A 15151-nucleotide genomic window follows, 5' to 3' on the forward strand; every position below is an offset into this window, starting at 1 on the left:
GTGAAAATATATATTTTTTAATTTCTCCCCACCCTCCCCAAACTTCCCACACTCCCCACACTCCCCCGCTCCCCTACTCCCCTACTCCCCTAACCTTCATCCCTTGACCTGCTAACCATCCAGTTGTCCATGCACTTTGAAAATTAAAACCTCCTGTAACTCCATCAATATCTAATATTTCACCAGCAAAATATAACCCCTGACAACAACGACTTTCCATAGTTTTAAAATTAATTTCTTTCAAACTCACCCCACCACAAGTAACAAACTCTTCCTTAAAAACCCCTTTACCCTGAACTTGATATTTACCTTGAGTCAATTCTAGAATCAACTTGTTAATAGCTTTCTTTGATAACTCCCCCCAACGTTTTTGCGGGTCAATATCCGCAGCAATAATTAAACTTTCCCACAAACGACGTGGTAAAGAAAACGGACAACTATTAACGATCGCTTTCTTTTCCTGAGTTTTAAGTGCTAATAACTCTGTTCGTATATCCTCTGGGTTAAGGTCAGATAACCAATTAATCAATAAATCAGCTTGATAGTCATTTTCATGGAGAAATCTTGCACCCCAGGCGGATAATTTCAAAATTGCCGGACCACTTAAACCCCAGTGAGTTACAAGTACAGGTCCGATTTGTTTTAATTTAGCTGTCGGCAATTGTAAACAGACATTCTCAACCGAAATACCTGCCAACCCTTGGAAACGTGGGTCAGAAATCTTGAAAGTAAATAGAGAAGGTACAGGTGCTGCAACCTGATGACCCAACGCTTTTGCCCAACGATGACCAAGAGGACTACTACCAGTTGCTAAGAGCAGGCGATCGCATTCCACAATTTCTCCTGATTTTAATCTGATTTCAAATAAATTATTATCCTCTATTGTTGACTTTCGTGTTATAGAAACCACTGCTGCACCCGTGCGAATATTCACACCTCGGTCTAATGCGACCCTAGTTAAACACTCAACAATTGTAGCAGAATCATTAGTAGTGGGAAACATCCGTCCATCTGCTTCTGTTTTTAACTGTACCCCTCTCGCTGTAAACCATTCCACAGTATCACGAGCCTGAAATTGACTAAATGCACCCCGAAGCGCTTTACTTCCCCTGGGGTAATTTTGAACAAAAATTCCTGGGTCGAAGCAAGCGTGAGTAACATTACAACGACCACCGCCAGATATACGCACTTTAGCCAGAGTTTGCCGCCCTGCTTCTAAGATGGTCACATTAGTGTGGGGGGTGCTACAGGCGATCGCTCCAAAAAAACCTGCCGCTCCCCCACCTACAACTACAATTTTAAGAGGTGGGAAAGACATTTTATCAATGGATAATGGATAATTGATAATTGATAATTAATAGTTGTTTAATTTGGTCTAAGACCTCTTCATTTATGAAGAAAATCAAAAGAAAATATTTTCCTTAAGTTCAATCCTCTTCTTTCAAAGAGAGGTAATTATCCATTATTCATTGTTCATTATCAATTGTTGAAATATATATTATAGCAGTCTATATATTATAGCAGTCGAAGCATAACTTAGGACATTACTAAATGTTGTTTGCACAGCATTTTCGCAGAAAAAACTAAGTCAGAGATTACTTCTGACTTCTGACTTCTGACTTCTGACTTGCGCGTAGCGCTATAGTTACTCTTCTACTGGTTCAAAATCATCTTTGTCTACTCCGCAAACTGGGCAAACCCAATCATCGGGAATTTCTTCAAAGGGTGTTCCTGCTGCTATTCCTGAATCTTCGTCTCCTTCTTCTGGGTCATATATATATCCACAAGCATTACAGACATATTTTTTCATTTTAATCTATTCCTTTCTAATAGTTCACCTGGATTTTACAAGTTTGTGGGTTAGAGGTTCCACTGTCAAATTGCAAAGTTTTGTTAACTTTTTGGGTTGTCCTGCTCGCGTAATGGTGAACAGATATACAGTGCTTCCCGTTGCCCGTGAGGTACACCCATCGATGGCAAGATGCCCGCACTACATATATTTTCATCATTTACCCTGTACCTCATTTGCCAGAAATAAGCTATATTTTTTAATTTCTTCCCAAACTCCCCACACTCTCTCTACCATTACTATGCACCACCACAACTTTTGATGGTCTTTTTTAGGTCAAAGTAGACCAGAGCAAGAATGTTTTCCGGAATGTCTGTGCTGTTAATTGTAGTTTTGGCTTTGTGGTTTATCTATCTGAAAAATGGGAGATGAAGGGCAATTTTTACTACTGTCTTCTGACTCTTTTCTTCCAGATATCTAAGATATGTATTTTTACAGTTAAAAAAATATTTAGAAATGCATTATTATAAATCAAATTAACTACAGGCGTATCTCAAAAATTCATACTAGAGCTTTGACTTTTTGTGAGAATTAATTTATCCTGATCAACATAATGAATTGAGGTTATGATGATGAATATTGCTAGTTTCTTTCAGTCGTTAATAAGACTGGTTGCTCTGAGTCTTCTCGTTGCTGTCTTAGTAATTGGAGGCTTTCAAACGTCAGAACTTTCTGCCTATGCACTAGGTTATTCTGGGTCTAGTGATTGCAATTATCTAAATATAGATGATGTTGAAGGAAAGTATGAATGCGAGGGACAGTGTGTTGTTAAAGGGATTTCTGGGTTGGAATTTTTAGGGGTATTGGGAGAAACTGATACTATAGAATATCTAAGAATCAATAATGAAGATTTAGATCCCTATAATTATTACTATGATGAATATAATCCCTATGATTACGAGAATAGAGAAGATTTTTACCGAGTAACAGTTGAAGGAAAAGATAACTTTTCTGAGGTAGAAATCGGCCCACTTGTTGGTACTACTATGCAAACCGCTACAACACAAGTTTCTGATAACAAATTCCCTGTGGTTGAAAAGTATTTATTTGATGCTCGTCGCTATGAAGGATGTGAAGTTAAAGGTTTCACAAAAATCGTCAGTAACCCAACTGAAGAAAATTTCAAGAGTTGTGTCGTAGAGTGTAGTAAAATTACTGATAGTCGCTTTTAAAAGGGATTTCATTAATTGATAATTACCTCTGGTTAAAACCGCTCTTGATTAAATATAAGGATATATTATTTCTTCTCTTGGTCGATTGGATATGGTTCCGAGAACTCACTATCCCTCGACCGCTTTTTTTCTCTTAAAAGGGGAGTGAACCAGAATTAAGTAGGTAGGCGTTAAAATTTATGGTTTGTTAGATGAAGGTAGGAGGCAAAGGGCATAAGGTAGAAGGGAAGAGGTTTTAGAGCTACTGTACTTTTTGTTACGTACTTAGTTTTTTTTTGTGCCAAAGAAATAACTATCTAAAGTGAACTGAAGCAGCTATTTTTAAGCATATCCGATCAATATCTACCTTCTTGTAGCATTCTTTTTTTAAACTGGTATAAAAGCCTCCATCCTCGTGTCTCCGTGTCTCCGTGTCTCCGTGTCTCCGTGTCTAAGTGCGTCCCCAAACTCCCCACACTCTCTCTACTATTACTATGCACCACCACAACTTTTGATTGTCTTTTTTCGGTCAAAGTAGACCAAAGCAAGAATGTTTTCCGGAATGTCTGTACTGTTAATTGTAGTTTTGACTTTGTTGTTTATCTATCTATCTGAAACAGGACTTACGCAAATTCTTAGACAATACGCTATCCGTAGGGGGCTAATGGCATTCGCTCCTACGAGATACTTATGAGGGTTGTGCGTAAGCTCTGATCTAAGTAAAAAAACTAATAAAGCAGGTAACAAATGGAAACTGAACTCACGCCTAATGGCAATAACTTACTCGCCACCGATAATGCAGAAGCGATCGCTCTTTCCTCTGGAGAACTGGCTAATTTTACCGATGGGTTAGCTGCTCTTAGTGGCAACGATACAGTTACGGGGTCTTCAGACTCAGAATTCATCCTGGGGAACCGGGGTGAAGATAGTATTGTTGGTGGAGGAGGTAATGATACTCTAATGGGTGGCAAAGACGATGATACAGTAGAAGGAGGCAATGGTAACGACTTAGTCCGTGGCGATCGCGAAGCTGATGTTGTTAGAGGGGGCAATGGTGGGGATAGTTTATTTGGGGGCAAAAATAATGATCGCCTCTTTGGAGACGGCGGTAATGATGTTTTATTTGGCGATCGCGATAATGATACTCTCAGTGGTGGTTTGGGACAAGATACTCTTAATGGTGGAGCAGGTAGCGATGTCTTTGTCTTAGAAAATGGTGCAGGTGTGGATGAAATAGCTGACTTTGAAAATGGTATCGATATAATTCAACTACCCGATGGTTTAAGTTTTGACAATATCAGTCTAGAAAATAGTAGTGGTAGTCAGCAAAATACTGCGATAGTCGATCGCCTCACTGGAGAAACTATAGCGCTAGTAAATAATGTATCTGCGGGAAGTCTCAGCAGCGCGAATTTCTTATTTGAACCCTCTTCAAATGCTGAAACAGATAATCAAAATTTCATTAATAGAGTTGTCGAACTGACCAACCAAGAGCGCACCCAGTTGGGTTTGTCTCCCCTGAGTACAGATCCATTATTAGGTCAGGCGGCACAAACTCACACAGAGAATATGGCACTGCAAGACTTTTTCGAGCATACAGGGTTAGATGGTTCTTCAGCAGGCGATCGTATTGAAGCTACAGGTTATGATTTTTCAGCTTGGGCGGAAAATATTGCGGTAGGGTATTTGACACCGGAGGAAGTAGTAGAAGGATGGATGGATAGTCCCGGACATCGCGCTAACATTCTCGATCCAAATTTGCAGGAAATTGGTGTTGGTTACTATTTCTTGGAAAACGATACTGGTAGCGTTAATTTCAACCATTATTGGGCACAAGTATTTGGAACATCTTTGTAGAGGGGGGATGGGGGATGGGGGGATGGGGTGATAGGGTGATGGGGTGATAAATTTGATATAATATAGCAATCCTATTTTATTCGTGTCAAAAATCTTACTGCTTTTTAGGGAACAGGGAACAGGTAAGAGTTTCAGTTTTTGGCGTTGGTGATTTCGGCTATGATTGTGCTTTAATGGCGATGGCCTAACTATTAACTGAAAAACATTTTATATTTGGCAAAATTTAGGTTTCATAGCTTGATTCACCAACGCCCAGTTTTTTTATTTACTTTTTGATTTGTCACGACCTATTTAGGATTTCAGTTATAAAAAAAGCTTCTGGCGTTGAACCAATATTCCCTTATGCCTACTGCCTACTGCCTTCCTTCCTCCAAAGTGTAAGTATTCAACCGAACATGATATAAAATATCACTTTTGACTTTTAACTTTTAACTTTTGACTTTTGACTTTAACAACTTCTGACTTCTGACTTCATTATGGCACTAGCACCTTTATTTCCTATTTTACATCCAATATTAAAATCAGCTTTTCCTAATTGTTTATGGCAAGGAAATACACAAAAATCAGAAATTACTCTTACCTTTGATGATGGACCACATCCAGAATATACACTTCAATTATTAGAAGTTCTAGATAAATATCAGATTAAAGCTAACTTTTTTTGGTTAGGTATATGTATAGATCGTTATCCAGAAATAGCTAAAACTGTATATGAAAAAGGTCATTGGATTGGTTTACATGGCTACGAACATATATCATTTCCTCAACTAACTCCTATTCAACTTAAATCTAGTTTAAAAAAAACACAGCTTTCTATTTATAATGCTTGTGGATTAGAAGCAAAATTAGTTTGTGATGTTCGTCCTCCCAATGGTGTATTTCTACCTCAAACTTTAAAATTATTACAGGAATGGGGATATCGAAATGTTATGTGGAGTGTAGTACCTGAAGATTGGGTAATACCAGGAATTTCAGTGGTAGTTAATCGAGTAGTTCAGCAAACCTCTAATGGTTCTATTATTGTTTTGCATGATGGATGTTATGGCGGTCAAGATGTGGCAAAAATAGCTGCTGAAATAATTCCGATTTTACTAGAAAAAAATTACGAATTTATTACTATAGAACAAATGTGGCAAACAAACAAAACAGATAGAATTAAGTAACGAAAGATAGATCGATAAATACAGCGTACTTCATATTAGTAAGGTACATCATTCGCGGGCAAGATGCCCGCACTACAAACACTTTGCTCTTCATGTTTGTACCTCATTGACCTGAAATATGCTGTAGATTTATCATTTTTTTCTTCTTGCTTCTTATATCAAGGGTGAAAAAAGAATGTTTAGAATAATCAGGGCTAACAAAAGAGTATACAGGATATTTTTATTCAAAGAAAAATATAAATTACAACCTCAAAAATGGTATCAAAGCTATTCATTATGAATCCTGAATCCTAAGAAATAGCATAGTTATTTGTAGCAAATAATGGCTTTGTTGCATGAAAGTAGCGTTTTTAACATCCATTCCGCAGCTTAATCACTCTAAGCACGCGATTATTGATGTTCTATTTACTATTGTCCAATAGTTATTGCTCTGCTGAGAAAGCGTTGGCGGAGCAAGTGCGGCAGCTTAATCGCTCTAAGCACGCGACTATTGATGTTCTATTTACTATTGTCCAATAGTTATGGCTGACCGTTCAAAGCTCAAAGCTTTAAGATGTAAAGGTTTCAGCTTTTTTATTTCAAAGACTGATGTTCTATTTATTTATTGTCCAATAGTTACAGCAGTTTCAGCGCGTTATTGTTGTAGATATGCGGAGCAAGTGCGGCAGCTATATACTTTCATGCAACAAAGCCGCAAATAATTGTCAAATTGGTATTAATTAGGGTTTGCTGATTAAATCTAAAAGCATTGACATACAAAGGTTTTAGTATTTTTTAGTTGAAAAAAATCCAACCTTTTAGGTCGCTTAGGTTCAAAAAATTAGCATTTTAGGCGCATAGTTGCGCAGAAAAATCAAGGGACTATTCTTCCTCTTACCTCCTCTATAATTCCCATTTCTCCTGACTCGGTCCGACTGACTTCCCCTCCTGGGAGGGGCGGGGGTGGGTTGACTCCTACCCTCACCCATAAGACTTTTTCAGCAAACCCTAATTATTCAATCAATAGAACTCTCCAGAAATTATCGAATAATTAAGTTTTAAAATCTCTCCTTCCCTGGGATACTGGTTGTCGCCCTACAAGGATAAAAATATTTTTAATCAATCCTACAATTTTAAGAAAAGGTAATTTTTAATTGTTGAAATAATACCAATTTGAAAAAAGAATGCTAGAAAAACGTAGACCTCAATCGGATATTCTTAAAAATAGCTACTCCAGTTAATTTGAGATAGTTATTTATATTTTTTTCCCTTTTAAAAAAAACCTTCTTCCTTCTTTCCTCTTCCTTCTTTCTTACTTCTACCATTTGTAACAAACATTTATCAAATTGGTATAAGCCTTTTCTCGTAATCCTGAATAAAACATTGTAAAAAGCACCCATTTTGTGATTGACAAATGTCTAATAGACCTCTCCAAAATCAAAAATAAAATAAATTATTATCCATAAATTATTAATTACTTCTCCCTATTGCCCATTGCCTATTCCCTATACCTTCTTTTCTGGAGATGTCTAATGAAAATGGAACCAAATATAATTTTCTTTGGTCAGAGATAGAATAAACTGGCTAGAATAAGGAATTGTCAGTCTGTAATCAGAGTTTTCTTCTCAAGGTATTCTTGAGTAGTTCAGATGACAAAAGTTGAGCTATTTTTTAGAGTTCAAAAGTGGTGGAGGAAATTTAATGATAAAAATTTATAAATGGCATCCTGTTGTTGCTTTAGTCGTAGCATTAAGTACTATAATCAATCCCAAATTATTTGACAATAAAATCATCAAACCAGCACTTGCTGAAACGACCTTAAAAGATATACAAAATCATTTTGCTCAAGCTTGTATTGAAGATTTATTAGACCGAAGAATAATATCTGGCTACAATGAAACTCAAACATTTCGCCCTAATGCACCTGTAACTAGAGCGGAATTTGCTGCAATGATTACTAGGGCTTTTCCAGATGCAAAATTAGTCCGCGACCCGATGAAATTTGTAGATATTCCTCAGAATTATTGGGCTTATAATGCCATTCAAAAATCTTATGAAATGGGTTTCCTATCAGGATATATTGGCAAAACTTTTAACCCTACTCTCAAGATTACAAGATGGCAAGTATTAACAGCTTTAAGTCAAGGATTAAATTATAGAGCAAGTACATCTGTAGAACGAAATTTAAACGCAATTTTTGAAGATGCAGAAGCAATTCCTGAAGAGGCAAAAAAATCTATTGCCGCAGCAACAGCAAAAGGTATTGTTGTAAATTATCCAAATGTGAGAAAACTAAATCCTAATCGAGATGCTACTCGTTCAGAGGTAGCGACTTTTCTCTGTCAATCTATTGCAAATACTGAAACAAATAATGATGGTTTAGTTTCTCAAGTCCCCTCAGAATACATTGCCAAAATTGAGATAGATACTCAATCAACAACTACCGCAACTGCACCAGAAACTACTCCAGAATCTACGGCAAATACTAACTCAGAAACTACTCCAGAATCTTCTACAGAAAATACAGATCCACCAGGAATAGTAGAAAGGTTTGGCAATGGTAATTTACAAGCAGAAATTATTTACGAACAAGCAAATAATACAGATTTAGTCAGCAACTTAAATCTGAAAATTATCAGAGGTGGAGAAATTATTTTAAATGAACCAATACCAGTTAAATCTTTAGCAGACGACTCAGAATCTGACACTGAAACGGAAGTATTAGCAGGTAGATTTGTGAAAGTACAATTACTAGACTTAGATGGAAATGGAGAATCAGAAGTATTAGTAGATTTAGTGACTATAAATAATAGTGATGTTGTATTTGATGGTGGTACTTATTCATTGATTTATCTCTACGAACCAACACGAAATAAATATTCTATGTTGCGTCATTTCTGGGGAAATGTAAATTATAGAATCACAGATTTAGATAAAGATAATATTCCAGAATTTCAAAGTGTTGATAGTCGATTTGCTAACGTATTTTCTAATATAAATGATGCAAAATTTCCCGTTCGTATTTGGCAGTATCGTCAAGGAGAAATGTTAGATGTTACCAGGCAATATCCAGTACAAATAAATACTAGCGCTTCAGAACTTTGGCTAGAATTTTATCAGCGTTCTAGTCAAAATAAAAATGTCAAAGGAGTTTTGGCAGCTTATCTAGCAAATAAATATTTGTTAGGCCAAAAAGAAGATGGTTGGAAATTAATAGAAAAGGTATATCAAAACAACGATCGCGAAGTATATTTTGATAATTTGCGTCAATTTTTAGCAGATAAAGGTTATGATAGCGATGGACAAATTAGTGGAAATGTAGTTGTGCCTGAGAATTCTACTACAGAAACTCAAGAAACCGTTACCTTTGCAACTAATGAAACGGAAGAAAATTCACCCCAAGTAACTGAAAATACAGACACAACAGAAACAGAAGAAAACTCTGAAACACAACGACCAGAAACTTCACCTCAAGCAACTACAGAAACAGAAAATACAGAAACACCGATAACACTTCCACCAGAAACAACACAAACAGACAACAACCCTGAAACACAACGACCCGAAACTTCATCCCAAGCAACCACAGAAACAGAAAATACAGAAACACCGATAACACTTCCACCAGAAACAACACAAACAGACAACAACCCTGAAACACAACAACCCGAAATTTCACCCCAAGCAACTACAGAAACAGAAAATACAGAAACACCGATAACACTTCCACCAGAAACAACACAAACAGACAACAACCCTGAAACACAACGACCCGAAACTTCACCCCAAGCAACCACGGAAACAGAAAATACAGAAACGCAGCCAGATATTAGTAACGGTCTAATCCCTGCACCAAGGTTAGTTCGCTCTCTATCTAACCCGCAACCAGATTCTGCTTTCTCTGTAACCATTAGTTTTGATGGAGAAATATTAGCTAGTAGTCGCGGTCAAGATATCCAACTTTGGAACTTACAAACAGGCGAATTGCTAAATACTTTATCCGACCATCAAGCTAATGTGCGCTCAGTAGCAATTAGTCCAGATGGAAGAACTCTAGCTAGTGGAAGTGGAGATGGTACAGTGAAATTGTGGGATATTCCTACAGGAGAAATGCTCGTCAGTTTTTGGCATTCTGGAGTAGTAACTGCTGTTGGTTTCACTGCTGATGGCAGAACAGTAATAGGATGCAGCGCCGATCGCGGAATGAAATCTTGGGATATTTATACAGGGCAACTACTGCACAGGATGAATGGCACTCAACCTATTGCTTTTGGCGCTGGTGGTCTCCGCATGGCAGCTAGTGGAGGACCGAGGTTTATTCGACTTTGGAATGCAGAGCAAGGACAACTGTTGAGAAATCTTTCTATACCTAATACAAATAATAATGGTGGCATAGAAGCGATCGCTTTCAGCGAAGATGGGCAAACTATTGCTCATGCGATGAAGGGAGAAAGTAAGGTTTTAGTCTGGGATGTGGAAACTTGGAAAGTACGTTTTACTCTAGAAAAACATTCTCAGGCAATTAAGGCGATCGCCATTAGTCCAGATGGAAAAATACTTGCTAGTAGCAGTGAGGATGGTAACATTAATCTGTGGAGTCTTGGTACGGGAAAATTGTTGAGAAGTATTAAAGGTGATGGTGCAATTGTTTTTAGTCCAGATAGCAAACAACTTGTAAGTGTTTCGCAAGATAATATTATTCAGCTCTGGCAAATTTATGGCTCTGCGATTGAACAGTAGACATAGGCGCGAAAAAGAATGCAGAAACCGTGAGTACCAGAGCAGGGAGCAGGGAGTGGGGAGTGGGAAACAAGAAGCAGGGGTTATTTTACAGCGGTTTTCATTTGGGTAGACCACAGTAGGGACGTGCCATGGAACGTCTCTACAAAGTTTGATGTATGAAGATGTGGTTCATCAATTTGAAAAGCGCTGTAATGCTAATTAAACTGACTGTAGATAAACCCTCTAAAAGGGTTGCTCGAATAGGAATATTTAATTTCTGGAGATGTCTAGTAAATTTATCAGGACTTACCCAAATTCACCTGAAAAACGCCATATGTAGGGGCGAATGGCATTCGCCCTCACTGGATTTAGTATCCATGCGTAAGTCCTGTTTATATAAGTTTTGATTGGGAGTAGAGTAAACATAAGACATATTTAGATTTTATTTTCTCTGTACCCTTTTTCCTTTCAAAAAAATAGTATAGCAGGGAACCCGCACCAAGAGAGGCAACAGGCAAAAGTGGGAAAAACACCCTGTCTAAGGTTTTTCATCAGTCTATATCTAAGCAACTTGTTCTTTGCTATATTATATCAAATCCGTTTAATTCGGCACGTAAAAAATGTTCCATCTTCAACCATTACCAAATATTTCTTAATCTCCCCATCTCCCCATCTCCCCATCTCCCCATCTCCCCATCTCCCCATCTCCCCATCTCCCCATCCCCCATCTCCCCATCTCCCCATCTCCCCATCCCCCATCCCCCATCCTCCATCTCCCCATCTCCCCATCCCCCATCTCCCCATCTCCCCATCCCCCCATCTCCCCATCCCCCATCCCTCCATCTAATTACACCGATGCTACCGGATTTGATATTATACATATCAGGATAATTAAGTATAATAAAAATGTTTTATTGAAGCTATCTGGAAGGAATTTACCAAATTTATGCTCCGTTTCCAGAGTTCGATCCTGTAGGGTAAAACAGCCGTTTGTCCCTACAACTGACTTTTAATAAATAACCTATTTATTTGTAGCAAATATTTATTGAATTGGTATTATGTACTCCAAAATCAAACAACTAACCTCTATATTTTCTACATATAATTTTAATAAAAATACATAAAACCATGTTTAGACGCTATTTTATTAAGTATATTCTCCTCTTTGTTGCTGGTTGTACTACAGTGACAAACAATCAGTCTAGCAACTCTAATAATTCTCTTCTTAAGAAAAAAGATAAACTGTTATTTGCAGTGAGCGATGCTGAAGGTATGGCAGAGTTGCAAAGCGAGTATGATGCGTTTAGAAATGCTTTGACAGAGGTGTTAGAAACACAAATTGAATTTTTTCCCGTTGATAACTTTGTGGAAGCAGCAGTTTCACTACAGCTAGGCTTAGTAGATTTAGTTTTGGCTGGCCCATCAGAATATGTAATCGTTAAGGCAAGAACAAATGCTGTACCAATTGTTGCTCTAACCCGTCCTAATTACCGTTCTATTATTGCTATTCGTGCAGATAGCGAAATTGATTCACTAGCAGACTTAAAAGGCAAAAAAATTGAGCTAGGTGAGATAGGTAGCACAGGAAATTATATAGGACCAATTAAAATGCTGATAGATGCTGGATTAAACCCACAGTCCGATATCACAATTGTTAACTCAAAAGAATATCAGCTAAAGGCATTAAAAAATGGTGAAGTTGATGCCTGGGAAAAGTTTGGCACAGATACCAAAGTTCTCTGCAAAAAGAGAGTTTATCTCAGAGCAATTATCCCCTACTTGCCGAGAGCAAGGCACTTCCCAATGATGTATTTATTGGTAGTAGCAAACTCGAACCAGCCTTAGTGGCAGAAATTCGCGAGCGGATGCTGGAAAATAAGGCCCAACTGTTGCAAGCTATTTTCTCTGTGCCACGTTTTGCTTCTAAGTTCAAAGGTGCTACCTTCGTTCCCGCTAACGACAGTGATTATAACATAATTCGCGAAGTTTATAAAGCTATGGGAGAAGAGAATTTTATTAAGTAATTAAGGTTTGCGTATGGAAAGTATGAGTGGTAGGAGTAGGAGACAGGAGACAACCCACCCCTAACCCCTCCCAGGAGGCAGGGTCTATTTATTGTCACGCTTAGAAAAATTTATAGGGAGATGGGGATGGGGGGATGGGAGATGGGGAGATGGGGAGATGGGGAGGTGGGGAGATGGGGGATGAGAGACTTGTATATTTGCACAATTTTTTGTATTTCATATCCATATGAATATTCTCTGCTACGACAAAGAATTAGCCCTGCTCCCAGGAGGGGAGGGGGAGACAGGAGAAATGGATCGGGAGCGAGGAGGTAGAAGCAAGAATTATCCCTTGATTTTTTTGCCCAACTATGCGCCTAAAATACGGGTGCATCTCATATTTGCAAAAATACTTTTTTCCTATATATTCCCTGTTCCCTGTTCCCTGTTCCCCGTTCCCTAAAAGCCATAAATTTTTTGCTTTATTCACGCATTGAGATGCACCCTAAAATACTAACCTTTTGAGCGTTTTACACTGAAAAACAGGCACTTTTTTCGACCCGAAAAAGGCTAAAGTTTTTATATTTCAATGCTTTTAGATTTAATCAGCAAGCCCTAATTAGACATCTCCTCCAAAAGAGGGAACAGGGAAAAATAATTGATAATTTATGGATAAGAATTGATTTTATTTTTGATTTTTGGAGATGTTTATTAGGAATATATAGTTTATACCAATTCCCATGCATTAATGCTATACTTGACTGACACTTCAGTTATCAAGTAATTAACATTAGTAAAATAACTTATTTGCTAATTATTAGCCAGTTAATGCTAATTATTCTGATGTTTACCGAAAAATTGTGGTATAAAGCTTCCCTTTTAAGGAGATAAAAGCTGTCGTAGCGGAGCTTCCCGTAGGGTGGGATGGCGCAATTCGGAGCGACTCTGATAAGAGCGGGTTTCCTCGCCATATCAAATCGACCAAGAGAAGAAAAAATTTCCTTTGAGTCAATCCTATCCGTTTTAAAGGAGAGGTAATTCTAAATTCTAAATTCTAAATTCTTGAATTCTCCCTGTACGGACGTTGCATACAACGTCCCTACCCACTCCCTTACTCCCCTACTTAAGAAAGTGTAGAAAAGTTTTTGAGAAATGGTATTACTAATGAGGTATAGAGTATGAAAACAGGGAAACTTTTCTCTGCAATCGATAAGTGGAGTAGAAGCTTAAGTATTGCCAAAAAAATTGGCTATGGCTATTCCCTGGTAATTGGTATTGCAGTGCTAGGTACAACAGTAGGGTTAATTGTGGGAGATTACTACCACAAACAAGCTCAACAGCAGCTAGAATTAGTACAAAAAAAGTATAGTTTGTTAAAAGAATTAGAAAGTGCGATCTGGCAAGTGCAATTCCATCCTCAACAGTTAGCTGCTGTAGTCGCCAACCCAGTATGGTTTAAGTATGAAATAAGTAAGTTTATGGTTAGGAGCGATCGATTAAAAGAAGTAATTAACACTCTCGATAATGTAATTGAAAATAACTCAAATCAGTTAGTAGTAAACCCGGAAATTTTGCAAACAGTATTACAAAATTATAATCAGACATGGAATTCTTATGCTCAACTAATGGAGGGAATTTGGCAGGGAATAGATCCAGTTAATTTGCAACCAGAAGATATCCTATTTACTCAGCAAAAAGTATTAGCTATCAACACAGAAAACAAAGCCATTGAGATTCGCGTTCAGTTTGAAAGGCTATCAGAAAGTTTAAATCAGCTAATAGCTATTGTAGAAAAACAACAAAATCAAGCCAACCAGCGATTTGTGCGTTCGGAAATATTACGCATCCAAATTATTATTGGTAGTATGGTCCTATCGGTAGCGATCGCTGCTTGTTTAGCATACTATACCAGTCGAGCGATCGCCCGTCCACTCAAAGCATTAACTGAGACGGCCCAAAGAGTGACAGCAGAATCTGACTTTAGTTTGCAAGCTCAAGTCAGCACTACTGATGAAGTTTGGTTATTAGCTGTATCCCTAAATCAGCTTATACGATGGGTAGGAGAGTACACTCGAGAATTAAAGTTAACTCATCAAAAACTAGAGAAACGTAGTACTGAACTCACACAAGCTTTGCAAGACCTAAAACAAGCTCAGACGCAACTAATTCAAACAGAAAAAATGTCTAGTCTTGGGCAAATGGTGGCGGGAATTGCCCATGAGATTAACAACCCAATCAATTTTATTGATGGTAACATCAACCCACTTCAAGAATATATACAAGAGGTTTTTGATTTACTAAATCTTTATCAAAGACTATATCCTGACTTACATCCAGAAATAGAAGATTTAATGAACGAGATCGATCTTAATTATATAATCAATGATTTGCCTCAGATAATTTCTTCTATACGGATGAGTACTGACC

General features: G+C 37.7%; 10 protein-coding genes. 7 read left to right on the forward strand and 3 right to left on the reverse strand.

What is annotated here, in order from left to right; translation table 11 throughout:
- Positions 1–73: 73 nt before the first annotated feature.
- Both SAGCYANO_RS06960 and rd read right to left on the reverse strand, forming a co-directional pair.
- Complete coding sequence (locus SAGCYANO_RS06960) at positions 74–1318, reverse strand: NAD(P)/FAD-dependent oxidoreductase (RefSeq protein ID WP_202219414.1); 1245 nt, start codon at positions 1316–1318, stop codon at positions 74–76.
- Positions 1319–1645: 327 nt separating this feature from the next.
- Positions 1646–1810 carry a rubredoxin gene (gene rd / locus SAGCYANO_RS06965; protein WP_202219415.1) on the reverse strand — a complete coding sequence of 55 codons (165 nt, stop codon included), beginning with the start codon at positions 1808–1810 and terminating at the stop codon, positions 1646–1648.
- A 605-nt stretch (positions 1811–2415) separates the two neighbouring features.
- Here rd and SAGCYANO_RS06970 point away from each other — a divergent pair.
- From SAGCYANO_RS06970 to SAGCYANO_RS06985, 4 genes are all read left to right on the forward strand, one after another.
- The gene (locus SAGCYANO_RS06970; protein WP_202219416.1) at positions 2416–3021 is read left to right on the forward strand and encodes a hypothetical protein; all 606 of its coding nucleotides are present in this window, start codon (positions 2416–2418) and stop codon (positions 3019–3021) included.
- A gap of 726 nt (positions 3022–3747) precedes the next feature.
- A complete protein-coding gene (locus SAGCYANO_RS06975; RefSeq protein ID WP_202219417.1) occupies positions 3748–4857 on the forward strand; it encodes a CAP domain-containing protein in 1110 nt (369 codons plus the stop codon).
- Between the two features lie 476 nt (positions 4858–5333).
- Positions 5334–6020, forward strand: coding sequence for a polysaccharide deacetylase family protein (locus tag SAGCYANO_RS06980; protein WP_202219418.1), 687 nt, complete (start codon positions 5334–5336; stop codon positions 6018–6020).
- Between the two features lie 1680 nt (positions 6021–7700).
- Positions 7701–10739, forward strand: coding sequence for an S-layer homology domain-containing protein (locus SAGCYANO_RS06985; RefSeq protein ID WP_202219419.1), 3039 nt, complete (start codon positions 7701–7703; stop codon positions 10737–10739).
- 573 nt (positions 10740–11312) lie between these two features.
- Here the strand turns inward: SAGCYANO_RS06985 and SAGCYANO_RS06990 are convergent.
- Complete coding sequence (locus SAGCYANO_RS06990) at positions 11313–11564, reverse strand: hypothetical protein (protein WP_202219420.1); 252 nt, start codon at positions 11562–11564, stop codon at positions 11313–11315.
- Positions 11565–11906: 342 nt separating this feature from the next.
- On the opposite strand from SAGCYANO_RS06990, the gene SAGCYANO_RS06995 reads away from it, so the two are divergent.
- The 3 genes from SAGCYANO_RS06995 to SAGCYANO_RS07005 all read left to right on the forward strand — a co-directional run.
- Positions 11907–12566, forward strand: coding sequence for a PhnD/SsuA/transferrin family substrate-binding protein (locus tag SAGCYANO_RS06995; RefSeq protein ID WP_237395894.1), 660 nt, complete (start codon positions 11907–11909; stop codon positions 12564–12566).
- Complete coding sequence (locus SAGCYANO_RS44265) at positions 12566–12745, forward strand: hypothetical protein (protein WP_237395896.1); 180 nt, start codon at positions 12566–12568, stop codon at positions 12743–12745. The genes SAGCYANO_RS06995 and SAGCYANO_RS44265 overlap by 1 nt, the downstream gene beginning before the upstream one ends.
- A 1157-nt stretch (positions 12746–13902) precedes the next feature.
- The coding region (locus SAGCYANO_RS07005) for a sensor histidine kinase (protein ID WP_202219421.1) at positions 13903–15151 on the forward strand (1249 nt) is incomplete at its 3' end.

Source organism: Okeania sp. KiyG1 (assembly GCF_014132355.1).
Taxonomy (GTDB): Bacteria; Cyanobacteriota; Cyanobacteriia; order Cyanobacteriales; family Microcoleaceae; genus Okeania.